The organism is Paucilactobacillus oligofermentans DSM 15707 = LMG 22743 (assembly GCF_001434315.1).
In the GTDB taxonomy this organism is placed as follows: Bacteria; Bacillota; Bacilli; order Lactobacillales; family Lactobacillaceae; genus Paucilactobacillus; species Paucilactobacillus oligofermentans.
On record NZ_AZFE01000003.1, the window covers coordinates 115,198 to 140,310 of the forward strand.

Sequence of the window (25,113 nt, forward strand, 5' to 3'; positions counted from 1 at the left end):
TAAACAAAAAATAATCGACGATTTCGTCGATTATTTTTTTTCGGGCTGTTTGATAAATCCATATAAAATGATATTAAGCACTTCTTGTTCAAGATTGGAATGAGGACGTTGATGATTGGGACCAAATAAATTACGATTTTTTGGTAAGCGACTATATTGAATGATCATATCAACATAAAATAGCATCGCTTCCAAAGTAATATTGTTTTTTAGTTGATCAGTTTTTTTAAGTTGACTATAGATGGCAGTTACGATGCCCTTAGTCATTTCTTCTTGAGCAACAATTACTTTCGGATTGCTAAAAAAAGCGATATCGAGAAATTCGTCAAACTCTGGATTATTTAAATCACCAGCTTTTTCATCAATTAAATTCTCAATTCGTTTCATAATTGAGAAAATATTATCAGTCGATACTTCTAATTCTTCTTTAATTGAGGCTGAAGCTTCAGTTAATTTTAAAATTGTAATTTGAGTTAATAATTCATCTTTACTGGGGAAATATTTGTAGAAAGTGACCGTTGATACGCCGGATTGCTTGGCAATATCACGAATATCAGTTTTTTTAATTCCCTGTTTTGAAAACATCTTTTCTGAAATAACTAAGATGTTTAATCGCGTTAAACGCTTCTTTTCTTCACGATTCATTAATAAGACTAGTCCTTTCTATCGATGACCACTTATACTAATAAATTAACCACATGGTGCATATATATTTAAAGTATGAAGCTAATGTGGTTAACTTAGCATGGTACTGTTTTAATAAAACATAGCTTAACATATTTTATTGAAAAGTTAAACATTTTGTCTTTATGTTAACTTTTCTTGACTTAAAAAATTCATTGAGTTATCATTACTCGTATTCAAAAACAAAAGGAGATTATAGGATGTCATATTTGGAACTTAAAGATATTCGTAAATCGTATTATCTTGGAAAAGAAGAATTTCCAGTTTTAAAAGGGATTAATTTAAAGTTTGAACTAGGTGAATTCGTTTCAATTCTTGGGGAATCAGGTGGTGGTAAATCAACCTTAATGAACATCATTGGCGGACTTGACCGTAAGTTTGAGGGTGAAGTTCAGGTTAAGGGAGAATTACTTGATCATCATAAAGAAAAGGAAATGGATGAATATCGCCGTGGCACCATTGGTTATATCTATCAATCATATAATTTAATTAGTCATTTAACTGTCTTAGATAATGTTTTGACATCACTTGAAATGGCACAACTAACCCAAGCTCAACGAGTTGAACGTGCTAAAGAAATGTTAATCAAGGTTGGCTTGGAAGATCAAATTAAAAAGCATCCAAATCAATTATCTGGTGGGCAAAAGCAACGGGTTGCGATTGCACGTGCATTGGCAGCTGATCCAGAAATTATTATTGCTGATGAACCTACCGGGGCATTAGACGCGGTTAATACTGAAGAAGTTCTTGAAATTTTGAGAAATATTGCCGCTGAAGGCAAGCTAGTTATTGCAGTAACTCATTCACAAGATGTTGCTGATTTCGGGACTCGAATTGTTCATTTAGAAGATGGAAAAGTCGATTACGATAAAATAGTTCGTGAAAAATATCCTGAAGTAAAGAATGAATCAAAAATTGTAAGTCGAAAATTACCAGCAAGTGCTAGCTATAGTAACGCTTGGAAGCATTTGAAGTATAATTTTGGTCGTAATTCATTAATTATGATTGGGACCGCAATTGGGTTGTTTGCTGTGTTATTGTTTAGTGGTTTAGGTAACGGAATTAAGGGCTATATTAATGACCAAGTTGATTCTTTAGTAAATCCCAATGCGATGATGGTTCAGCGATACACCAAAACTTCTGGAACTGCATCGAGTCAAAGTGAAGCTGGCGCTCAGTCTGCTTCGGCAGATCCAACTACAACTTCTTTCAGCCAAGCTCAAATTAAAAAGATGGCTGATGTTAAACATGTTGATTCCGTTGAATCAATGTTTGTCGCTGCAAATATGAAATTTAGTATGAGTGGCCGTGATTATACATTAGCAACGGTTCAATCTTGGACGAAGTTCTTCTCAAAAGATATGTTGAAGGCCGGAACTTTACCGGGCAAGGATGAAATCGTTGTTGATAAAAAGACGGTTGCCAAAGTTTACGATAGTAAAGACTGGAAATCAGTCGTTGGTAAAAAAATTGATGTTAAATGGACTACAACTGATGACAGTGGTAACCCAGTTCAGATTAGTAAAAAATTAACGATTTCAGGGGTTGTTGATGCTGGCCAAAGTGGTGCGTCAATGAATGCTATGTCTAGTGCGACCATGAAATCAGTTTTAAAGGATGCTGGGGCAACCACTAAGCCATCAGCAACGATTGTTAATGTTGATAATTCTAAAGATGTTGAGTCAGTTTCTAAAAAAATTGACAGTATTAAGATGGACAATCAACGAGTCTTCAAGGCGACAACAATTGGAAGTACTTTGAAAACAGTGAATACAATTGTTGATTTAGCAACATATGTCTTAATGGCAATTGCTGGAATTTCATTAGTTGTATCAGCCTTAATGATTATCGTTTCGATGTACATGTCAGTTTCTGAACGGACTAAGGAAATCGGAATTTTACGAGCTTTAGGTGAAAGTAAAGCTGATGTTCGTCGCTTGTTTACAAGTGAATCGTTATTAATTGGTTTAATTTCAGCTGCATTAGCAACTGTCTTGGCCTTTGGATTAGGTTATTTGTTAAATCAATTCCTATATTCAATTGCTAAGTACGATTTGATCCAAATTTCATTAGGTAATATTGTCATGACCTTTATCTTGGCAATTGTAATTTCATTCTTAGCAGCGTTATTACCTGCAAGAAGTGCCGCTAAGCTTAACCCAATTGATGCTTTAGCAGCAGATTAAAAATATCTGTTTTAAAATAAAGTAGTCTTTAAAAGTAAATTTACTTTTAAGGGCTGCTTTTTATGTACCCAATAAATTAAGTGCGGTATACTTAATAGCAAAATGGATACGAAAAGGAGATAGTATAGTGAGCTGGAAAGATACTTATCAAATCTGGAAAAACGAAAAAAATTTAGATAAAGATTTAATGACGCAATTGAAACAATTAGATGGTCAAAACGAACAATTGGAAGATGCATTTTATGAACCAATGTCATTTGGAACTGCTGGAATGCGAGGACTACTTGGACCCGGAATTAATCGAATGAACATTTATACAGTTCGTCAAGCAACTGAAGGGTTAGCAGCATTTATGGATACGCTAGACAGTAGCGTGAAAGAACGTGGGGTTGCCATTGCGTTTGATTCACGTCACTATTCAGTTGCGTTTGCTCATACAGCAGCTGAAGTTTTGGGAGCCCACGGAATCAAATCGTTTGTGTTTGAAAGTTTACGGCCAACTCCAGAACTATCATTTACAGTTCGTCATCTACACACATATGCGGGAATTATGATTACTGCTAGTCATAATCCAAAAGAATATAATGGTTATAAAATTTATGGGGAAAATGGTGGTCAAATGCCACCAAAGGAATCGGATTTAATCACTAGTTATATTCGCAAGGTTGAAGATGTATTCGCCATTAAAACAGTTAATGAACATGAATTATTATCAGCGGGAATCATGAAAATTGTTGGTGATGATCTCGATCAAGATTATTTAAGTGCTGTTAAAACCGTGACTATTAACGCTGATTTAGCTAAATCACAAGGTAAAGATATGAAGCTAGTTTATACACCGCTTCATGGAACTGGCCAAATGCTTGGCGAAAAAGCTTTACAAAATGCTGGCTTTACTAACTATGAAATTGTACCTGAACAAGCAATTGCTGATGGTGATTTTCCAACCATTACAAAGCCTAATCCAGAGGATGCGGCTGCGTTTGATTTAGCTATTAAGTTAGGCAAAAAAGTGAATGCAGATGTTTTAATTGCCACTGATCCAGATGCTGACCGTTTAGGAACCGCAGTTAGATTACCAAATGGGGAATATCAATTATTAACCGGTAACCAAATTGCATCAATTATGTTGCACTATATTTTAGAGGCGCATAAGCAAGCTGGTGATTTACCAAAAAATGCCGCTGCCGTTAAATCAATTGTTTCAACTGAATTTGCCACTAAAATTGCTGCCAGTTATAACGTTGAGATGATTAGTGTTTTGACAGGCTTTAAGTACATTGCAGAACAAATTGAACATTTTGAAGCCACTGGTGAACATACTTATATGTTTGGTTTTGAAGAAAGCTATGGCTATTTAGTCAAACCATTTGCGCATGATAAGGATGCAATTCAATCATTAGTCTTACTAGCCGAAGTAGCTGCATTTTATCGTAGTCAAGGTAAGACACTGTATGATGGTTTACAAGAATTGTTTGCTGAATTTGGTTATTTCAGTGAAAAAACAATTTCAAATGTTTATGATGGTATCAACGGTGCTGCTGAGATTACGGCTTTGATGAAAAAGTTCCGTGAAGAAGCACCAACAGAATTTGCTGGTCATAAAATTGTAACTACGCAAGATTTCAGTTTGCAAACGGAAACTGACGCTAAGGGTAATGAAAAAAAGATGACATTACCAACTGCTAATGTATTGAAGTATATTTTGGATGATGAAACTTGGATTGCAATTCGCCCTTCAGGAACGGAACCAAAGCTGAAGTTTTATGTTGGAACTAGTGCAGATAGTAAAGCAGCAGCAGATCAAAAAATTAATGAATTTGAAACAGCTTTGAATAATTTTAGTAAATAACAAATGAGTCTGGGAAACCAGGCTTTTTTTGCAGGGGGAAATAATAATGGGAATGCATCAATATTTAAATAGTTTAAGTGACTTAGAAATGATTAGTCGGGCACCAGGGTATTTTAAATTTGAAAAACATACGGTAGCAGCTCATTCTTTCAAGGTAGCCCAAGCCGCCCAAATGTTAGGTGATATTGAAGAACATGCTGGCAATGAAGTTAATTGGCGGGATTTGTATGAAAAGTCATTAAACCATGATTATACTGAACGTTTTATTGGTGATATAAAAACGCCGGTTAAGTATGCAACAAATGAATTACGCACGATGTTAGCAGATGTTGAAGATTCATTAACCGAAAATTTTGTTAATAATGAAATTCCGGCAGAGTTTCAAGCTGCTTATCGCCGTCGATTATCTGAAGGCAAGGATGACACATTAGAGGGCCGGATACTATCAGTTGCTGATAAAATTGATTTAATGTATGAATCATATGGTGAAATTCAAAAAGGAAATCCGGAGCCCGTTTACCTTGAAATCTATCGTGAAAGTCTGCGCACGATGTTAGAGTTCAAACAAATGGCTAGTGTTCAATATTTTTTACATGAAATTTTACCAGAATTGATTGCGGATAATGCTGATAATAATAATCAATTGGATAGCATTACGAAGCATATTTTGGATCAAATTCAGGACTAGGCAACACGCTAGACGAATGCATGTTCGTATGTTAAGATTGATTGACATGAAAAGGGAAGCATGTGCTTTCCTTTTTTTATGACTAAGGAAAATTCAGGGGGATTAAAGAATGATTTATCGTCAAGAAGATAAAGATTTTGAACTTGTATCACCATATCAACCAACTGGTGATCAACCTGCTGCAATTAAAGAGTTAACTGACGGCATTGAATCTGGTGAAAAAGCCCAGATTCTATTGGGGGCAACTGGGACTGGGAAAACATTTACGATCTCAAATGTAATCAAAAATGTTAATAAACCAACTTTGATTTTGTCGCATAACAAAACACTAGCTGGTCAGCTGTATGGAGAATTTAAACAATTTTTTCCTAATAATGCGGTTGAATATTTTGTCAGTTATTATGATTATTATCAACCCGAAGCTTATGTTCCTTCAAGTGATACCTATATTGAAAAGGATTCAGCGATTAATGATGAAATTGATAAATTACGACATTCAGCTACCAGTTCTTTATTAGAACGTAATGATGTGATTGTAGTAGCTTCTGTATCAAGTATTTTTGGGTTAGGTGATCCCAACGAATATCGTGATCATGCCTTATCTTTGCGTGTTGGAATGGATATTGAACGTAACCAATTATTACGGGAATTGGTCGATATTCAATTTGAACGTAATGATATTGATTTTCAACGTGGTCGTTTCCGAGTGCATGGGGATATAGTTGAAATTTTCCCGGCATCACGTGATGAACGAGCCTTAAGAATTGAATTTTTTGGTGACGAAATTGATCGGATTCGAGAAGTTGATTCATTAACAGGTGAAGTTGTTGGTGATCGTGATCATGTATCAATTTTCCCAGCTACTCATTTTATGACTAATGATGAAATTATGGGAACCGCAATTGATAATATTCAAACTGAACTTGAAGATCGACTCAAAGTGTTGGATAAAGAAGGAAAATTATTAGAAGCACAACGCTTGAAACAACGAACTGAATATGACATTGAAATGATGCGTGAAATGGGATATACATCGGGGATTGAAAACTATTCTCGACATATGGATGGTCGAAAACCAGGTGAACCACCATATACATTATTAGATTTCTTTCCAGATGACTTTCTATTAATTGTTGATGAATCTCATCAGACGATGCCACAAGTCCGGGGGATGTATAAAGGTGATCGATCACGAAAACAAATGTTAGTTGATTATGGCTTTCGGTTACCAAGCGCGTTAGATAATCGACCATTACAATTACCAGAGTTTGAAAAGCACATTAATCAAGTGGTTTATATGTCAGCAACTCCAGGTCCATATGAATATGAAAAAACGGATAAGGTTGTACAACAAATTATTCGGCCAACCGGGTTACTTGATCCTGAGATTGAGGTCCGGCCAGTTATGGGTCAAATTGACGATATGGTTGGTGAAATTAATCTTCGTATTGAACGTAATGAGCGAGTATTTATTACAACGCTGACTAAAAAAATGTCAGAAGATTTAAGCGATTATCTTAAAGATTTGGGATTGAAAGTAAAATATTTGCATAGTGATATTAAAACACTTGAACGGACACAAATTATTCGTGATTTACGATTAGGTAAATTTGATGTCTTAGTGGGAATTAATTTGTTACGTGAAGGAATTGATGTACCAGAAGTTTCTTTAGTGGCGATTCTTGATGCTGATAAAGAAGGCTTTTTACGTAATGAACGATCATTAATTCAAACGATTGGTCGAGCTGCGCGAAATGAAAACGGTAAGGTTATTATGTATGCTGATAAAGTTACTGACTCAATGAAGGCAGCAATGAGTGAAACTGAACGCCGTCGTGAAATTCAAGAAGCCTATAATAAAGAACATGGGATTACACCACATACAATTAAAAAAGAAATCCGTGATTTAATTTCAAGTGTCAAGGAAACTGAAGATACTGGGACACAGGATCAATTTACTGAACAAGATTTTGCTGATATGGCAAAAGATGATCAAAAAGAAATGGTTAAGCAATTGGAAGAACAAATGAAAGCAGCAGCCAAGCGGCTTGATTTTGAACAAGCGGCAACGCTTCGCGATACGGTGATGGAACTTAAATCACAAATCGGCTAATCGTAGGGGGAAAATAAAGTGGCAAATGATAAAATTGTGATTCACGGTGCACGAGCACATAATTTAAAAAATATTGATGTATCAATTCCAAAAAATAAATTAGTGGTTGTGACGGGACTATCTGGTTCAGGTAAAAGTTCGTTGGCGTTTGACACTTTATATGCTGAAGGACAACGTCGGTATGTTGAAAGTTTATCTTCATATGCACGTCAATTTTTAGGCCAAATGGATAAACCAGATGTGGACTCAATTGATGGTTTGTCACCAGCAATTTCGATTGATCAAAAAACAACATCTAAGAACCCACGATCAACAGTGGGAACTGTTACTGAAATTAATGATTATTTACGATTGTTATGGGCACGAGTGGGAACGCCAATCTGTCCGAATGATGGGACAGAAATTACGAGTCAATCACCAGAACAGATGGTTGATACCGTATTAGCATTACCTGAAAAAACTAAATTACAAATCTTGTCACCGATTGTACGAAATAAAAAAGGTGGCCAAAAAAAGAACTTAGCCAAGGCAAAACGTGAAGGATTCGTCCGAATGCAAGTCGACGGTGAGACATATGATGTTGATGATGTTCCAGAATTAGATAAAAATGAACGTCATGATATTAATATTGTGGTGGATCGAATCGTCGTTAAAGAGGGAATTCGCTCACGGTTATTTGATTCGTTTGAAGCGGCACTGCGTTTAAGTGAAGGTTATGCCGTTGCTGATATTATTGATGGTGAACAGATTCCGTTTTCTGAATCATATGCTTGCCCAGTTTGTGGATTTGCAGTTGGTGAAATGGAACCAAGGTTGTTTTCATTTAATGCCCCATTAGGTGCATGTCCAGAATGTGAAGGACTCGGAATGAAGCTGGAAGTTGATAAGGATTTAATTGTACCCGATGGTAAGTTGACCTTGCGTGAAGGAGCAATTGCACCTTGGAATCCAATTTCATCACAATACTATCCAGCCCTATTAGAACAATTTGCAACCCAATTTAAGATTGACATGGATAAGCCATTTAATAAATTAACTGATCGTCAACAGGGGATGATATTAGATGGACATCCGGGACATACATTTCATTTTCATTATGAAAATGATTTTGGTGGTGTTCGTGATGTAGACGTTGAATTTGAAGGTGTATTGTCGAATGTTGAACGGCGTTATAAGGAAACTAATTCTGACTTTACACGTGATCAAATGCGTAAGTATATGACGGAGTTAACTTGTCAAACTTGTCATGGATATCGTTTGAATCGTGAGGCGTTAAGCGTCAAGGTGGGTGGTATTCATATCGGCGAAGCTTCCGAAAAGCCGATTAGTGATGAGATACCATTTTTTGGTCAACTGAAACTTTCAGACCAAAAAGCAATGATTGCAAAACCAATCTTAAAAGAAATTAGAGATCGATTATCATTTCTACAAAATGTTGGGTTGGATTATTTGAATCTTAGTCGGGCAGCTCGGACTTTATCAGGTGGAGAAGCGCAACGAATCAGATTGGCAACGCAAATTGGTTCTAATTTATCTGGTGTAATGTATATTTTGGATGAACCTTCAATTGGATTACACCAACGGGATAATGATCGGTTAATTGAATCGCTGAAGAAAATGCGCGATTTAGGGAATACTTTAATTGTAGTTGAACATGATGAAGATACGATGCGTGCAGCTGACTATTTAATTGATATTGGTCCTGGCGCTGGGGAACTTGGTGGCGAAGTGATGGCTGCTGGAACGCCAAAGCAAGTTGAAAAATCACGTAAATCTTTAACAGGGCAATACTTAGCGGGTAAAAAATTTATTGAAGTTCCTAGTGAACGTCGTCAAGGTAATGGTAAGAAAATTACGATTACCGGTGCGGCTGAAAATAATTTAAAAAATATTGATGTTGATTTTCCCTTAGGTAAATTTATTGCCGTAACTGGTGTTTCAGGATCTGGTAAATCAACATTAGTTAATTCAATTCTAAAAAAAGTACTCGCACAGAAATTAAATCGTAATTCTGAAAAGCCTGGTAAGTATCAATCAGTTAAAGGCATCAAAAATATTGAGAAAATTATTGATATTGATCAATCACCGATTGGAAGAACGCCACGAAGTAATCCAGCTACTTATACTGGTGTATTTGATGATGTTCGTGGTTTATTCGCACAAACCAATGAAGCTAAATTACGGGGCTATCAAAAAGGCCGGTTTAGTTTTAACGTTAAAGGTGGCCGATGCGAAGCCTGTAAGGGTGATGGAATTTTAAAAATTGAGATGAACTTTTTACCTGATGTATATGTGCCTTGCGAAGTGTGTCATGGTAAACGTTATAATTCGGAAACACTTGAAGTGCAATATAAAGGTAAAACAATTGCCGATATTTTGGATATGACGGTTGCTGAAGGTTTAGATTTTTTCGGTGCCTTACCAAAAATCACTCGAAAATTACAAACTATTGTTGATGTTGGACTTGGATACGTTAGCATGGGTCAACCGGCAACTACACTATCTGGAGGAGAAGCACAACGGATGAAGTTGGCTTCAGAATTACACAAACAATCTGCCGGAAAAAGCTTTTATATTTTGGATGAACCAACTACGGGATTGCATACTGAAGATATTAAACGGTTATTAGGAGTACTTCAAAGGTTAGTAGATTCTGGAAATACAGTGTTAGTCATTGAGCATAATCTAGACGTGATTAAGTCTTCGGACTGGCTAATAGATTTAGGACCAGAAGGTGGAGCTGGCGGAGGAAATGTGATTGCTGTTGGTACACCGGAACAAGTCGCTGAAGTAACGGAAAGTTATACAGGAAAATATTTGAAACCTGTTTTAGAACGTGGAAAAGTTAAAAAATAGTCTTGAATTTTATTCCAAGACTCGTAAAATAACGAGGTAACTAAAAAGGAGCGTTTTAAATGGCAAAAATTGAAAGTTTTGAGTTAGATCATACTAAGGTATTGGCACCATATGTACGTTTGATTACTGTTGAAGAAGGACCAAATGGTGATAAGATTTCAAATTTTGATTTAAGATTAGTTCAACCTAATGTTGATGCAATGCCAACTGCTGGTTTGCATACTATTGAACATATGTTAGCGGGTCTTTTACGGGACCGGATGCAAGGGGTGATTGACTGTTCTCCATTTGGTTGCCGAACAGGCTTTCATCTAATTATGTGGGGTGAACATACCACAACTGAAGTTGCTATTGCCTTGAAGTCATCACTTGAATTTATTGGTAATGAAGCGACTTGGGATGATGTTCCTGGAACAGAACTTGAAAGTTGTGGTAATTATAAAGATCATTCATTATTCTCAGCACAAGAATGGGCTAAAAAAATTATTAATGAAAAAATCTCGACTGATCCATATGTACGTAAAGAAATTTAATTTAAAAAAGATTAATCTGAATATAGATTAATCTTTTTTTATGCATTCAAATACGGTTATCATACGTTATTTTGAATAAAAAACGATAATTTAGATTTAAAGTGAATAAATACTTGTTTATTTATTTAAATGATGGTAGTATTTAATGTATAATAATTCATTAATTGAGGAGAATACACAATGGAAAATAAAAAAATTGTTTTAGCATATTCAGGTGGTTTAGATACATCAGTTGCAATTAGTTGGTTGAAAGATAAAAAGTATGATGTGATTGCGGTATGTATTAATGTTGGCGAACAAGGAAAAGATTTGGAGTTTATTCAAGATAAAGCGCTTAAAATGGGAGCAATTGAATCAATTACAATTGATGCAAGAGAAGAATTTGCTCGTGATTATGTAATGGTTGCATTACAAGGGCATGCTCTATATGAAGGAACATATCCTTTGGTATCAGCGCTTTCACGTCCATTGATTTCAAAAAAATTAGTTGAAATTGCTCAAGAAAAAGGTGCAACTGCAATTGCGCATGGATGTACTGGTAAAGGGAATGACCAAGTTCGTTTTGAAGTTGCTATTAAAGCACTTGCCCCTGACATGGAAATTGAAGCTCCAATTCGTGACTGGCATTGGTCTCGTGAAGAAGAGATTGAATACGCGAAAGAACATAATGTGCCAATTCCAATAAATTTGGATAGTCCATACTCAATAGATCAAAACTTATGGGGCCGGGCCAATGAAGCGGGGGTACTTGAAGATCCATGGGAATCAGCTCCAGAAGATGCCTTTGATTTGACCGCGCCGCTTGATAAAACGCCGGATGAACCAGATGTTATCACGATTGAGTTTAAAAAAGGTATTCCAGTGGCATTAAATGATATTAAAATGAGTGCGGCTGAATTAATTCAAGAAGTTGAAAAAATTGCTGGTAAGCATGGGATTGGTCGGATTGATCACATTGAAAATCGACTGGTTGGAATTAAATCACGTGAAATCTATGAGGCACCAGCTGCAGCTGTCTTAATTCATGCACATAAAGATCTTGAAGACTTAACGTTCGAACGTGATTTGGCTCATTTCAAGCCAATTATTGAACAAAAATTGGCTGATACAATATATAATGCCTTATGGTTCTCACCATTAATGGACGCAATGAAGTCATTTTTAAGTTCAACACAAGAAGTCGTTAATGGAACCGTACGTTTAAAGTTGTTTAAGGGTAATGTGATTACTCAAGGACGGAAGTCAGCTAACTCTCTTTATAATAAAAAATTAGCAACATATACTGCAGCTGATGAATTTGATCAGCAAGCAGCCGTTGGATTTATCAAACTTTGGGGGCTACCAACAACTGTATATTCACAGGTACAAAATAAAGTTCAGCAAGAGAAAGATGGGATTTAATAATGAGCACTAAAAAATTATGGGGTGGTCGATTCGCCGAAAAAACGGAACAGTGGGTTGATGAATTTGGGGCGTCAATTCCATTTGATCAACAATTAGCTGAGCAAGACTTGGAAGGTTCTTTAGCGCATGTCAAAATGTTAAAGCAAACCAAAATACTATCAGCTGTTGATGCGGATCAAATCATTGCAGGATTAGAAAGTTTGCAGCAACAACTTTTGGCTGGTGAACTAGAATTTACGATTCAAAATGAAGATATTCATATGAATTTGGAATCGATTTTATCGGACCAAATTGGGCCAGTGGCTGGTAAACTGCACACGGCACGAAGCCGAAATGATCAGGTTGCGACTGATTTTCACCTGTATGTAAAGCAACAAATCCCTACTGTGATTAAAGAACTTAAACAGTTACAAAAAGTTTTAATTGAAATGGCTGAAGCCAATGTTGAGACGATCATGCCAGGATATACTCATTTGCAACATGCACAGCCAATTTCATATGCTCATTATTTATTATCCTATTTTGAAATGTTCCAACGTGATATTGAGCGGTTTGAGTTTAACATGAAACATACAAATATTATGCCATTGGGAGCAGCAGCATTAGCGGGAACAACTTTTCCGATTGATCGTGAATTTAGTGCGCAAGAATTGGGATTTGATGAGATCTATCATAATAGTTTAGATGCAGTTTCTGATCGCGATTTTGCTTTAGAATTTTTGAGTAATGCTTCAATTATGATGATGCATTTTTCTCGCTTTTGCGAAGAAATCATTCTCTGGTGTTCGTATGAATTTAATTACTTAGAATTATCTGATCAATTTTCAACGGGAAGTTCAATCATGCCACAAAAGAAAAATGCTGATATGGCTGAATTAATCCGAGGTAAATCTGGGCGAGTATATGGTGATTTGATGGGCTTATTAACAGTTATGAAGTCTTTACCATTAGCATATAATAAAGACATGCAAGAAGATAAAGAGGGCGTATTTGACACAGTTAAGTCGATTATGCCAAGCATTAAAATATTTACCCAAATGTTGGCTACGGCAAAAATTAAAAAAGAAAATATGGCAGCTGCAACACGAAATGATTTTTCAAATGCAACTGAACTAGCTGACTATTTAGCTAATAAGGGAATTCCATTCCGTGAGGCTCACGCAATTGTAGGTAAATTGGTGTTGCAAGGAATTGAAACTGGAACAAACTTACAAGATATTTCATTGGATGAATATAAAAAAATCTCACCTTTAATTGAAGAAGATGTTTATCATGATCTTCAAAGTGAAGTCGCTGTTGAACGGCGTAATTCATTAGGTGGAACTGGATTTAAACAAATTAAATTAAATATTGAGCGAGCTAAACAGTTATGGGAAGCTTGATTAAATTAAAGTCGAGACTAAAATCTCGACTTTTTGAGTACAACTATATAAAATGACACACCAGGTATGTTACAATTATTGAAATGCGAATCGGAGGAAAAAATTTGAATTCAAAACTAGAAGTTGTTTTAGTTACCGGAATGAGTGGTGCCGGAAAGACAGTTGCAATTCAAAGCTTGGAAGATTTGGGCTATTTTGTCGTTGATAATATGCTACCTAATTTAGTGGTTAGGTTTTTAGATATCATTAAAGAAGCTGGTGATGTTAACAAGGTTGCAATGGTAATTGATTTAAGATCAAAAGGATTTTATAAATTATTAATGCCAGTTATTGATGATTTACGTAAACAAGATGATCTACATATGCAGTTATTGTTTCTTGATTCAACTGATGAAGAAATTGTTTCGCGCTACAAAGAAACTCGCCGTTCACATCCATTGGCTCCACAAGGACGAGTGCTGATTGGAATTGAAACAGAAAGAGAACTTTTGGCAGAGACACGATTTGCAGCTGATGTGACAATTGATACATCTAATTTGACACCACGTGAATTTCGCCAACGAATTATGGACCACTTTAATGAAGATCAAGCAGTTACATTTCATGTTGAAGTAATGTCATTTGGTTTTAAATATGGAGTACCGCTAGATGCTGATATTGTAATGGATGTCAGATTTTTACCTAACCCTTATTATGTTAAAGAATTAAGACCGCTGACCGGGATTGATCAATCAGTGAGCGATTATGTATTTAGTCAACCTAGTGCAGATAAGTTTTATGCACAATTTTTGGATTTGATTAAGATGACATTACCTGGCTATGAAAAAGAAGGTAAACAAAATCTTACAATTGCAATCGGTTGTACTGGTGGACAACATCGGTCAGTGGCAATCGCAGCTAAGTTAACCCATGATATTGCACAAGATTATCAAGTTAATTTGAGTAATCGTGATATTGAAAAAAGAAAGGAATCTACTAATCGATCATGACAAAAATTGAAAAATTTCATCGGCCAAAAGTTGTTGTGATTGGTGGTGGAACAGGATTACCAGTAATTCTTAAAGGTCTTCGTAATAAAAATGTTGATATTACAGCGGTAGTTACTGTAGCTGATGACGGTGGTTCTTCAGGGGTACTACGAAATTATATTAATGTGGTTCCGCCTGGGGATATTCGTAATGTATTGGTATCGATGTCTGATATGCCAGAGCTTACGTTAGATATCTTTCAATATCGATTTGATAGTTCGGATTCTTTTTTTGCGGGTCATGCAATTGGTAATTTAATTATTGCTGCCCTAGCTGAAATGAAATCTGGCGTGTTTGAAGCAGTGCAAGAATTGTCAAAAATGATGAAAGTTAAAGGTCATGTTTATCCAGCTGCTAATGAACCTTTAGTGTTGAATGCTGAATTTTTTGATGGAACGGTAATTTCTGGTGAATCAGAAATTACATCTGCACATAGTAAAATTAAACGAGTGTGGGTTACACCTTCAAATGCCGAGGATGGTCATCAAGCAAGTGCAGTTGCTGAAGTTATTGAAGCAATCATGGATGCTGATCAGATTGTAATTGGTCCGGGTAGTCTGTTTACTAGTATTTTACCTAACTTAATGATTAATAATGTTGGTCAAGCAGTCTGTGAAACCCAAGCTGAAGTGATTTATATCTGTAACATAATGACCCAATTAGGTGAAACTGATGCTATGACAGATGCTGATCATGTGCGTATTTTGAATCAACATCTGGGTCGCGATTTTGTAAATACAATTCTCGTTAATACGAAAGAAGTTCCTGAAGATTATATGGATTATCATAAATGGAATGAACTTTCTAAGCAGGTAGTTCATGATTTTAATGGCCTTCGAGAACAAAATGTACGAGTTATTTCTAATGATTTTCTTAGATTAGAGGATAACGGGGCATTTCATGATAGTAAAATGGTTGTGTCAGAATTAATGAATCGGCTGCATGCAGCTAGTGGTATTTTGAAGTAAGGAGGTGACCAAGTGTCATATGCGAGTGAAGTAAAAAAAGAATTAACGGGCTTAGAAGTTCATTTAAACAATGCAAAAGCTGAATTAATGGCTTTGATTAGGATGAACGGATCGCTAAACATTGCTAATCATCGATTGGTATTAAATGTTCAAACTGAAAACCCAGCAATTGCCCGACGAATTTATCAGTTGCTGAAGGACTTTTATCAGGCTGAAAGTGAGTTAGTTGTTCGACGTAAAATGAAATTAAAGAAAAATAATTTGTATATTGTGCGATTAAGATCTGATGCAGAAAGAGTTTTGGATGACTTAGGTATTTTGCAAGGACTTCAAATTAAAGAACAGGTTCCAGTAGAAGTATTATCTGATGAAGGGATGGTTCGCTCGTATTTACGTGGGGCCTTCTTGGCGGGTGGATCTGTTAATAATCCAGAAACATCAAGATATCATTTGGAAATTTATTCTTTATATGAAGAACATAATAATATGCTAGTTAAGATGATGAACGAATTTGAACTGAATGCGAGATCAACGCCACGACGAAGCGGTTATATCGTGTATTTAAAGGAAGCTGAAAAGATTGCAGACTTTTTATCATTAGTTGGAGCAACTAATGCAATGTTGAAGTTTGAAGATATTAGAATCGTCCGTGATATGAGAAATTCAGTTAATCGCTTAGTTAATTGTGAAACGGCCAATATGGATAAAATTGCAACGGCATCAAATCAGCAAATTGAAAATATTCGCTTAATTGATGAGAAAGTGGGACTGGGAAGTTTACCGGTTAAACTTCGGGAAATTGCCGAGACTCGGTTAGCTAATGAAGAAGTGAGTTTAAAAGAGTTGGGTGAACTAATTCCGAGTGGTTGTATTTCCAAGTCAGGGGTTAATCACCGGCTTCGTAAATTAAATGCTTATGCTGAACAACTTCGTAAAGAAGGTTTGGCGGGATAAAAAAACATCGAATCCGTTTGGATTCGATGTTTTTAAGTGCATACAATTATTTAGCATCTTTATTTGACATGATATTATCTAACAAGCCATATTCAACTGCTTCTTGAGCACTTAAATAATGGTCTCGTTCAGTATCTGCTTGAACTCTTTCAAATGGTTGACCAGAGTTATCAGCTAAAATTTGGTTCAATTGTTTACGTGTTTTTAGAATTTCTGTTGCAGCAATTTCAATTTCAGTTTGTTGTCCTTGAGCACCACCAGATGGTTGGTGAATCATAACTTGTGAATGAGGTAGACCAAAACGTTTACCTTTTGCTCCAGAAGAAACTAAGACACTGGCCATTGATGCAGCCATACCGATAACGATCGTTTGAACATCAGATTTGATGAAATTCATCGTATCGTAAATTGCCATACCCGAACTAACGACACCACCTGGTGAGTTAATATATAGGTAAATATCTTTTGTTGAGTCTTGTGCATCTAGGAAGAGTAATTGAGCAACGATTGAGTTGGCCATGTCGTCTTCAATAGGACCTGATAACATAATGATACGATCTTTTAATAGTCGTGAGTAAATGTCATAGGCACGTTCACCGCGAGATGATTGTTCGATGACAGTAGGTACTAAGTTCATAAAAGTTTCCTCCTTTTAGCACTTAAAGCTTGTGTTTGCTAAACGTGTAAATGTAGTTTACCGCATAGGTCAAAAAAGGTCAAATAGTTTATCTCGAAAGAAAAAAGCTTAATCAGTAAGCTGCTGACTAAGCCATTCTAATTCTGATGCGGCACTTTGTTGATCAAGTTCTTTACGATCATTTTGAATGATTGGTTCTTGGGTTGTTTCGGTTTTTTTGTCTGTATTCATAATTAAGTCTCCCTAAAATATTTATAAATTATTTATATGTGAATGAAGTTAGTATATTATTAATTGGTATAACTGTCAAATGCTAGTAAAGTTCTTTAAAAACACTTAATAAAGTTAAACAATTGCGAATTGGTATAGATAATTACTTTAGCTTATTATTGGAAAAGTATTGATTTTCTCGACTGATATGACTATAATTGAAATGTTGATTAATAAAACGATGAAATTAAGGAGGCAATTCTCATGCGCAAAGCACATCCACATGGAGTACAAGGACGCCGTCCAGTAGCTTCTCAATACAAGCAAGCACAAAAAGCCAAGAAGGCTGAAGATATTCGTGCTTGGGCTAAACAAAAGCCAGAAACTGCTAAGTAATAGCGATGATAACGCCACTGTAGAGTGGTGTTTTTTTGTGTCTTAATGACTATTTAATATAGTTGAATAAAAAAGGAACGTAAATTTTAAATTTACGTTCCTTTTTATTTTTTCTAGATAAAGATAGTTTTATAAACAAATGTAGCTAGAATACCAGCTAGAATTGGAGCAACGACTGGAACCCAAGAATAATCCCAATGTGAATCACCTTTGTTCTTAAGGGGATAGAGGGCATGCACTAAACGCGGACCAATATCACGGACCGGATTCAATGCTGGTCCGGTGGCACCACCCATAGAAATAACTAATGTGGCTACTAAGAAACCAATTGAAAAGTTAGCTAAAGCAATATTTTGTTCGAAAGCGATATTTTTGGTCATTGCTAGTGCACCAAAGACCAAAATAAAGGTACCGACGAACTCGTTGATGAAACCATCTCGATATGAATGAGCAGCATCGATGGTAGAGAACGTACCAAGGATTGCTTCGTGGTCTGTAGTTTTGTTGTAGTAAGGTTTGTAACACCAAACGACAATTAATTGTCCGAAAATAGCTCCTAAAATTTGAGCGCTGATATAAGGAAGAACTTCGTTCCATGGAAACATTCCGTTGATTGCTAATCCTAAAGTTAACGCAGGATTAATATGATTTCCAGAAACACTACCAAACATCATTGCGGGGATTAATACACCAGCTCCGTATCCTAGCCCGATTAAGATCCAACCTCCGTGAAAGCCTTTAGTTCCTTTAAGTTCAACGTTAGCAACGGACCCGTTACCTAAAACGACTAGAAATGTTGTGCCGATAAACTCGGCGATGACACGAATTAATAAGCTGTAATGCATGTTTGTCCCACTTTCTTTCCAAAAGAATTATATTTTTACACCGTTTACCACTATACGTGACTTCAGGAGCTTAGTAAATGATAATTTTGGAAAGAAATCATATTTTGATTTGTTTGACAAGTGATTTTAACATTGACTTACAATGATTGGATTTCTTGAGCGATTTTATCGGCTGTTGAAAAAATAATATCGTTATTATTTGGTCGAGGACTAACAGTTGTAAACCACCGTTTTCCTTCAGTTGGGACACCCCAAAAATAGAGACCTGAACTAAGCTGCTCGGAGTCTGAAATCGTATTAATTGCACCGGTAGTATAATTGCTTTGATTTTTAAGTTTTAGCAGATAAGGTGATGCTAAACCAGATTTAATTAAATTAGTTATTAAATTACTGGTTGTTTTTTCAACATTAACCGCGGGTAGTCTAGCCTCTATAACAAAGCGAGCGTGAAACTTTTTATTGGGTGCCATTTCTGAAAAAGTAATAAATTCATTTGCTTTATGATCTATGCTTAATTTCATGTTTGGCTTTAAGATAGTTACGATACCAGCTTTAATGAGTGCTAATAATTCTTCACTTCGAGATTCTGGAGGTCCGGCAGAAAGAAATGAGCTTTCTTTTTTGAATTGATTTAAAAAATATTTTTGGTAATCTTCGTCTGAAAGTAAGTTTTTATTGACGATCTGACGAATTACATCACGAATATCATGAAACATGTTAAATGCGGCAGTATATGGACCGGTTTTATTTCCTAATTTAGCATCGGTGATGTCAGCGATTAAGTAGTTTTCGATTGAGATTGGTTTTTGGCCTTTACCAAGAACCATTTCCCAATTCCAATAGTCAGTGGCTTCGATTGCAGAATGATGAATTAATTCAGCATGGTTATCGGTGTTGGTAAATTCACCTAAGAATTCATTTACATCAATTGCTGGATATTTTAGTTGGATTAATTTTTCGTAGTAAACATATTCAATTTCTTTATGAGCAAGTTTGATGAACTCTTTGCCATCTAAACTACCAGGTTGTTGATGATTTTCAATCCATTTAGATGTGAAAAAACGAGGTGGATAATTTTCATTAGTCGATTTTTGATTGATTCCTTTGGCGTGAAATGGAATTCCACGTGGTGAACCAGCGATGATTTGGGGCTCTTTACCAGAAGGATGATAAATTAACTGACTGTTATCATCGCGGGAGTAATAACCATCTCGGCCCTTTGTAAGCAGTGTGATAGCATCTGAAAAACTTAAACCGAGTCCTCGAAGAATGATTGGTTCGTTAACTGCAACGCTTTTAAAATCATATTCTTGTGGATGGGTAGGAGTCAGATAGGCCAAATGATTGGTTTTAGCGAACTTGGAAAATAATTGTTCATCATCATTTAATTGATTTTCAATGTGTCCTAGTGACATTGTGACTGCATCAGTAGTTAGTTTTTGATCATTTAATTCAACAATGAATTGATTACTATTTTTTTTAATATTTAATACTTCATTATTAATTAGCTTAATATCAACGTTTCCTGGTAAATTAGACAATAAATGTTGATAGAACCAGCGTTGGTAAGTGCCAAATAGGCTTCGTGATGGATAATCATTTTTCTTGATTAAATTAGTTTCTTGAATCAAATTAGAATTGTTTGATAAATTGAGGCCATTAATGAATTCCTTTGCACTATCTGTTTGTGACCATGCAAATAAACTAGGGCCAGTAACAATTGGACCATCAATTTTAACCGATTCATCAGTGAACAAGGAAACGAAATTAGCATTGCTATTCATAATTAATTCATGTGGTTGGTCAGCTTGCCAAACCCGACCACCAATTCCATAAGGATCAAAGATGTTGATAGTTAGTTGTCTTGAATCATGGCGAAATCTTTCAATTAATCTTTCTAAAGTGACAAGTCCACGTGGACCAGCGCCGATAATAGTTACATGCATTAGATAGCCTCCGAAATTTATGGTTGCTTCTATTATATGGTTATTTAGCGTTTAAGTATATTATTTGATTTTTAAGCTGAATAAGATAAAAAAGTCCTTATTAACTACATTACCGTAGTCAATAAGGACTTTTAGGGATGCGCCCCCCCGGAGTCGAACCGGGATCTCAAGAACCGGAATCTTACGTGCGATCCATTACACTAGGGGCGCTTAACAATCTTTAATGTTACTGTAAAAGTTCATAAAAAACAAGAAAAATTCGTAATTAGTATTGTAGCCATATTTTTATTAATCGGATTTTAATTAAATAAGCAGACTACTAGACTAATTATGATATTTCGAGTATTATTTCGGTGTATCAAAGGGTAGATATTAACTTTTTGTTTTGTATAGAAAGTTGTATTTTTAGTGCAACGTGATATACTTAACAAGTACGTTTTATTAAAATAATCTATTTCCTAAAGGAGGAAATTACAGTATGACTGTAAAAATTGGTATTAATGGATTTGGCCGTATCGGTCGTCTTGCCTTCCGTCGTATTCACGAACTAGGCTCTATCTCAAATGACATTGAAGTGGTTGCAATTAATGATTTAACTACACCTTCAATGTTGGCATATTTACTTAAATATGATTCAACTCATGGTGCATTCCCTGGTGAAGTTAGTTCAACAGATACTGCAATCGTAGTTGATGGCAAAGAATACCCAGTTTACGCAGAACGTGACGCAGTAAATATTCCTTGGGTTAAAAATGATGGTGTTGATTTTGTACTTGAATGTACAGGTTTCTACACTTCAAAAGAAAAAGCACAAGCACATATTACTGCTGGTGCAAAACGTGTCTTAATCTCAGCTCCTGCTGGTGATATCAAAACTGTTGTTCCAGGTGTTAACTTGGATATCCTTGACAGTTCAGATGTTATCGTTTCAGCTGGATCATGTACTACTAGCTGTTTAGCACCAATGGCATATTTCTTGAATAATGCCTTTGGTATTGAAGTTGGTACTATGACAACTATTCATGCATTTACTGCAACACAAGCACTCCTTGATGGACCTCGTGGAAGCAAAATGCGTAATAACCGTTCTGCAAGTGTTAATACTATTCCTCATTCAACTGGTGCTGCTAAGGCTATTGGTCTTGTAGTTCCTGAATTGAAGGGTAAGTTAAAGGGACATGCACAACGTGTTGGTGTTGTTGATGGTTCATTAACTGAATTAGTTACAATTCTTGACAAAAAGGTTACTGAAGAAGAAATTAATGCTGTTATGGAAAAAGCTTCAGCAAACAATGATGCCTTTGGTTACACTAAAGACGAAATCGTTTCAAGCGATATCATTGGAAGCACATTCGGTTCAGTTTTCGATCCTTCACAAACTGAAGTTACAACTGCTGGTGACAAGCAAATCGTTAAGACGGTTGCTTGGTATGATAACGAAAACGGATTTACTTGTAACATGGTCCGTACACTTTTGAAATTCGCCACACTTTAAGATAAATAATTCTTGAATTGAAAAGCGGGAGGAGATTATCTCCTCCCCTTTTTTAATTTAATTAATAAATAGGAGGATTAACATGGCTAAATTAACTGTTGAAGATCTAAATTTAGAAGGTAAAAAAGTTTTAATGCGCGTGGACTTTAATGTTCCTATTAAAGATGGCGTAATCGGTAATGATAATCGAATTGTGGCTGCTTTGAAGACAATTCAATATGTAACTGACAAGGGTGGTCGTGCAATCTTGCTTTCTCACCTTGGTCGTATCAAAAAAGAAGAAGACAAGCCAGCACTTTCAATGCGTCCAGTTGCTGAACGTCTTTCAAATCTTTTGAACAAGCCAGTTACTTTTGTACCAACTACAGAAGGTAAACAACTTGAAGATGCCATTGATGGTCTAAATAACGGTGATGTTTTAGTTATGGAAAATACTCGTTATGAAGATGTTGCTAACGGCGAATATGTTAAACGCGAATCAGGTAACGATGCTGACCTAGGTAAGTATTGGGCTTCACTTGGTGATGTGTTTGTTAATGATGCGTTCGGTACTGCCCATCGTGCCCATGCTTCTAATGTTGGAATTGCTTCTAACATGACACAAGCTGCTGCCGGTTTCTTAATGGAAAAAGAAATTAAGTTTATCGGTGAAGCTGTTGATAAGCCAGCTCATCCATTTGTTGCCATCCTTGGTGGTGCAAAGGTTTCTGACAAGATTGGTGTTATCAATAACTTATTGAGCAAAGCTGACAAAGTTATTGTTGGTGGTGGAATGACTTATACATTCTACGCTGCTAAGGGAATGACAATCGGTAACTCACTTGTTGAAACTGATAAGATTGATATGGCTAAAGAAATCTTGGATAAAGCAGGCGATAAGCTTGTTTTACCAGTTGATTCAATTGTTGCCAAAGAATTTAGTAATGATGCAGAACAGATGACTGTTGATGGTGATATTCCTGATGGTTATATGGCACTTGATATTGGACCTAAGTCAGTTGACTTGTTCAAAGATGTTCTTAAAGATGCTAAAACTGTTGTATGGAACGGACCAATGGGTGTGTTCGAAATGAGTAACTATGCCAAGGGAACACTTGAAGTTGGAGAATTCTTAGGTACACTTACTGATGCAACAACAATTGTTGGTGGTGGTGATTCAACTGCTGCCGTTCAACAATTAGGGGTTGGCGATCGTTTGACACATATCTCTACAGGTGGTGGAGCATCACTTGAATATCTTGAAGGAAAAACTCTTCCAGGTATTGCTGCAATTTCAGATAAATAAAATTATTAATAGAAATGTTAAAGTTGTAATTACGGCTTTAACATTTTTTTTAGTTTATAATGATAATTAACTTTACTAGCCATTTTTACTTAACTTAAGTAAAATTAATTGTGTAAAGACTTTTAATTCGGAGGTGTAGTTATGAGAACTCCATTTGTAGTTGGAAATTGGAAGATGAATAAGACGGCTGCTGAGGCAATACAATTTGTGCAAGAAGTCGCAAAAGGACTACCTAGTCAGTCTATAGTTGAAAGTGCAGTAGCAGTGTCACCATTATATTTACAATCAATGGTAACAGCTGCAAAAGATTGTCCGCTCGAAATTATGGGTGAAAATATTTTTTATGAACAATCAGGTGCATACACTGGTGAAGTCAGTCCACAAGTTTTGAAAGAAGTGGGAGCTAATTATGTATTATTAGGCCACTCGGAACGGCGGATGTATTTTCATGAGTCTGATGAAATTATTAATCGAAAAGTCATGGCCGCACTGGAAGTAGGTTTGAAACCAATTATTTGTTGTGATGAAACAATGGGTCGACAAGCAACTGGTGACCAAATTCATTGGGTAGTTAGCCAAATTTTAACTGATTTACGGGGCTTGACTGATGAGCAAATGAAACAGATTGCGATTGCTTATGAACCAAGTTGGGCAATTGGAACTGGAACTAGTGCCACAGCTGAGCAGGCTGAAGAAGGATGTTATTTAATTCGTCAAACAGTTGCTGATATTTATAATGACGAAATTGCAAATGAAATCCGCGTGCTTTACGGTGGATCAGTTAATCCTGATAATATTGCTGATTTGATGGCAAAACGGGATATTGATGGAGTATTAGTAGGGAATGCAAGCTTGCAATCAGATTCATTCTTAAAATTGGTGAATTATCAAAAATAGAAAGTGCAAACAAAAATGACGGATTTAGTAAATAAAAAAATTTTGATTATTGGTGGTACTTCTGGCTTTGGCTTGAAAACAGCGGAATTAGTTTCATCGTTGAGGGCAGAGGTAGTTTTAATTGGCCGAGATAAAACCCGGTTGAATGATGCGATCAAGAAAATTAATAATCAAAATGTAACTGGTGAGGCATTTGATGCAACTGATACCAAACAGTTAAATTACTTTTTGAGCAACCATGATAAATTTGATCATATTATTTCAATGCTTGGTGGTGCAATGGGCGGTGGCTTTATTGAAGCATCGTTTGATGAAATTCACCAAGCAATCGATGATAAATTTTTTGCTAATTTAAAAATTGCTAAAAGTGTTTGGCAACATATTGCCGAGGATGGCAGTCTGATATTTACTAGCGGATCTGGAGGACATCCTGCAGATGCGTCAGGTGCAATTATTGGCAATCAAGCGATTGAAACCATGGTAACTGGATTAGCGGTTGAATTGGCTCCTAAAATTCGGGTGAATGCTGTTTCGCCAACGTGGACACCAACCGGACTGTGGCGTGGCCTTACAGATAATGACTTGCAAAATAATCAAGCTCAAATGGTTAGTCAGATTCCGTTGAAACGAGTTTCAAAACTTGATGAAGTTGCACAGGCTTATGTATTTTTAATGCAAAATAATTTTGTTACAGGTCAAACAATCCGCGTTGATGGTGGTATATCCGTAAATTAAGATAACCATTATTTAGGAT

The 25,113-nt window shown here is 36.0% G+C and carries 21 protein-coding genes; 16 read left to right on the top strand and 5 right to left on the bottom strand.

All coding sequences use genetic code 11. From position 1 onward, the window contains the following. Positions 1 to 30 precede the first annotated feature (30 nt). Positions 31 to 645 (bottom strand): TetR/AcrR family transcriptional regulator, encoded by a 615-nt coding sequence (locus FC70_RS01415; protein ID WP_057889259.1) that lies wholly within the window; start codon positions 643 to 645, stop codon positions 31 to 33. Positions 646 to 884: 239 nt separating this feature from the next. Here FC70_RS01415 and FC70_RS01420 point away from each other — a divergent pair, with 239 nt between their 5' ends. From FC70_RS01420 to whiA, 11 genes are all read left to right on the top strand, one after another. After that, complete coding sequence (locus tag FC70_RS01420; RefSeq protein ID WP_057889260.1) at positions 885 to 2,870, top strand: ABC transporter ATP-binding protein/permease; 1,986 nt, start codon at positions 885 to 887, stop codon at positions 2,868 to 2,870. Between the two features lie 127 nt (positions 2,871 to 2,997). After that, on the top strand, positions 2,998 to 4,722 hold the full coding sequence (locus FC70_RS01425) for a phospho-sugar mutase (protein ID WP_057889261.1): 1,725 nt from the start codon (positions 2,998 to 3,000) through the stop codon (positions 4,720 to 4,722). Positions 4,723 to 4,768: 46 nt separating this feature from the next. Then, the gene (locus FC70_RS01430; protein WP_057889262.1) at positions 4,769 to 5,410 is read left to right on the top strand and encodes a YfbR-like 5'-deoxynucleotidase; all 642 of its coding nucleotides are present in this window, start codon (positions 4,769 to 4,771) and stop codon (positions 5,408 to 5,410) included. A 109-nt stretch (positions 5,411 to 5,519) separates the two neighbouring features. Beyond that, complete coding sequence (gene uvrB / locus FC70_RS01435; RefSeq protein WP_057889263.1) at positions 5,520 to 7,523, top strand: excinuclease ABC subunit UvrB; 2,004 nt, start codon at positions 5,520 to 5,522, stop codon at positions 7,521 to 7,523. A gap of 18 nt (positions 7,524 to 7,541) precedes the next feature. Beyond that, entirely contained in the window at positions 7,542 to 10,379 is a 2,838-nt protein-coding gene (gene uvrA / locus FC70_RS01440) for an excinuclease ABC subunit UvrA (RefSeq protein ID WP_057889264.1), read from the top strand. A gap of 59 nt (positions 10,380 to 10,438) precedes the next feature. Then, on the top strand, positions 10,439 to 10,912 hold the full coding sequence (locus FC70_RS01445) for an S-ribosylhomocysteine lyase (RefSeq protein ID WP_057889265.1): 474 nt from the start codon (positions 10,439 to 10,441) through the stop codon (positions 10,910 to 10,912). A gap of 180 nt (positions 10,913 to 11,092) precedes the next feature. Then, positions 11,093 to 12,313 (top strand): argininosuccinate synthase, encoded by a 1,221-nt coding sequence (locus FC70_RS01450; protein WP_057889266.1) that lies wholly within the window; start codon positions 11,093 to 11,095, stop codon positions 12,311 to 12,313. Positions 12,314 to 12,315: 2 nt separating this feature from the next. Continuing rightward, positions 12,316 to 13,698 carry an argininosuccinate lyase gene (gene argH, locus FC70_RS01455; protein WP_057889267.1) on the top strand — a complete coding sequence of 461 codons (1,383 nt, stop codon included), beginning with the start codon at positions 12,316 to 12,318 and terminating at the stop codon, positions 13,696 to 13,698. Between the two features lie 104 nt (positions 13,699 to 13,802). Next, on the top strand, positions 13,803 to 14,687 hold the full coding sequence (gene rapZ / locus FC70_RS01460; RefSeq protein ID WP_112278693.1) for an RNase adapter RapZ: 885 nt from the start codon (positions 13,803 to 13,805) through the stop codon (positions 14,685 to 14,687). Beyond that, on the top strand, positions 14,684 to 15,694 hold the full coding sequence (locus tag FC70_RS01465) for a gluconeogenesis factor YvcK family protein (RefSeq protein ID WP_057889269.1): 1,011 nt from the start codon (positions 14,684 to 14,686) through the stop codon (positions 15,692 to 15,694). The genes rapZ and FC70_RS01465 overlap by 4 nt, the downstream gene beginning before the upstream one ends. Positions 15,695 to 15,706: 12 nt before the next feature. Beyond that, a complete protein-coding gene (gene whiA, locus FC70_RS01470; protein WP_057889270.1) occupies positions 15,707 to 16,648 on the top strand; it encodes a DNA-binding protein WhiA in 942 nt (313 codons plus the stop codon). 46 nt (positions 16,649 to 16,694) lie between these two features. Here whiA and clpP read toward each other — a convergent pair whose 3' ends face one another. Together clpP and FC70_RS09505 are read right to left on the bottom strand one after the other, a co-directional pair. Continuing rightward, positions 16,695 to 17,285, bottom strand: coding sequence for an ATP-dependent Clp endopeptidase proteolytic subunit ClpP (gene clpP / locus FC70_RS01475; RefSeq protein ID WP_057889271.1), 591 nt, complete (start codon positions 17,283 to 17,285; stop codon positions 16,695 to 16,697). Positions 17,286 to 17,393: 108 nt separating this feature from the next. Continuing rightward, positions 17,394 to 17,516, bottom strand: a complete 123-nt coding sequence (locus FC70_RS09505) for a hypothetical protein (protein ID WP_268871758.1) — start codon at positions 17,514 to 17,516, stop codon at positions 17,394 to 17,396. A gap of 243 nt (positions 17,517 to 17,759) precedes the next feature. Here FC70_RS09505 and FC70_RS09510 point away from each other — a divergent pair, with 243 nt between their 5' ends. Next, positions 17,760 to 17,891 (top strand): hypothetical protein, encoded by a 132-nt coding sequence (locus tag FC70_RS09510; RefSeq protein WP_268871759.1) that lies wholly within the window; start codon positions 17,760 to 17,762, stop codon positions 17,889 to 17,891. 113 nt (positions 17,892 to 18,004) lie between these two features. Here the strand turns inward: FC70_RS09510 and FC70_RS01480 are convergent, their stop codons facing one another. Together FC70_RS01480 and FC70_RS01485 are read right to left on the bottom strand one after the other, a co-directional pair. Next, on the bottom strand, positions 18,005 to 18,736 hold the full coding sequence (locus tag FC70_RS01480) for an MIP/aquaporin family protein (protein WP_057889272.1): 732 nt from the start codon (positions 18,734 to 18,736) through the stop codon (positions 18,005 to 18,007). Between the two features lie 137 nt (positions 18,737 to 18,873). Further along, a complete protein-coding gene (locus tag FC70_RS01485) occupies positions 18,874 to 20,682 on the bottom strand; it encodes an FAD/NAD(P)-binding protein (RefSeq protein ID WP_057889273.1) in 1,809 nt (602 codons plus the stop codon). 478 nt (positions 20,683 to 21,160) lie between these two features. Between FC70_RS01485 and gap the strand changes: the two genes are divergently transcribed. The 4 genes from gap to FC70_RS01510 all read left to right on the top strand — a co-directional run bounded on the left by gap (position 21,161) and on the right by FC70_RS01510 (position 25,094). Continuing rightward, complete coding sequence (gene gap, locus FC70_RS01495; RefSeq protein WP_057889274.1) at positions 21,161 to 22,177, top strand: type I glyceraldehyde-3-phosphate dehydrogenase; 1,017 nt, start codon at positions 21,161 to 21,163, stop codon at positions 22,175 to 22,177. Positions 22,178 to 22,259: 82 nt separating this feature from the next. Then, positions 22,260 to 23,462 (top strand): phosphoglycerate kinase, encoded by a 1,203-nt coding sequence (locus tag FC70_RS01500; RefSeq protein ID WP_057889275.1) that lies wholly within the window; start codon positions 22,260 to 22,262, stop codon positions 23,460 to 23,462. 141 nt (positions 23,463 to 23,603) lie between these two features. Continuing rightward, on the top strand, positions 23,604 to 24,359 hold the full coding sequence (gene tpiA, locus FC70_RS01505) for a triose-phosphate isomerase (protein ID WP_057889276.1): 756 nt from the start codon (positions 23,604 to 23,606) through the stop codon (positions 24,357 to 24,359). 15 nt (positions 24,360 to 24,374) lie between these two features. Next, a complete protein-coding gene (locus FC70_RS01510; protein ID WP_057889277.1) occupies positions 24,375 to 25,094 on the top strand; it encodes an SDR family oxidoreductase in 720 nt (239 codons plus the stop codon). Positions 25,095 to 25,113: the final 19 nt, after the last annotated feature.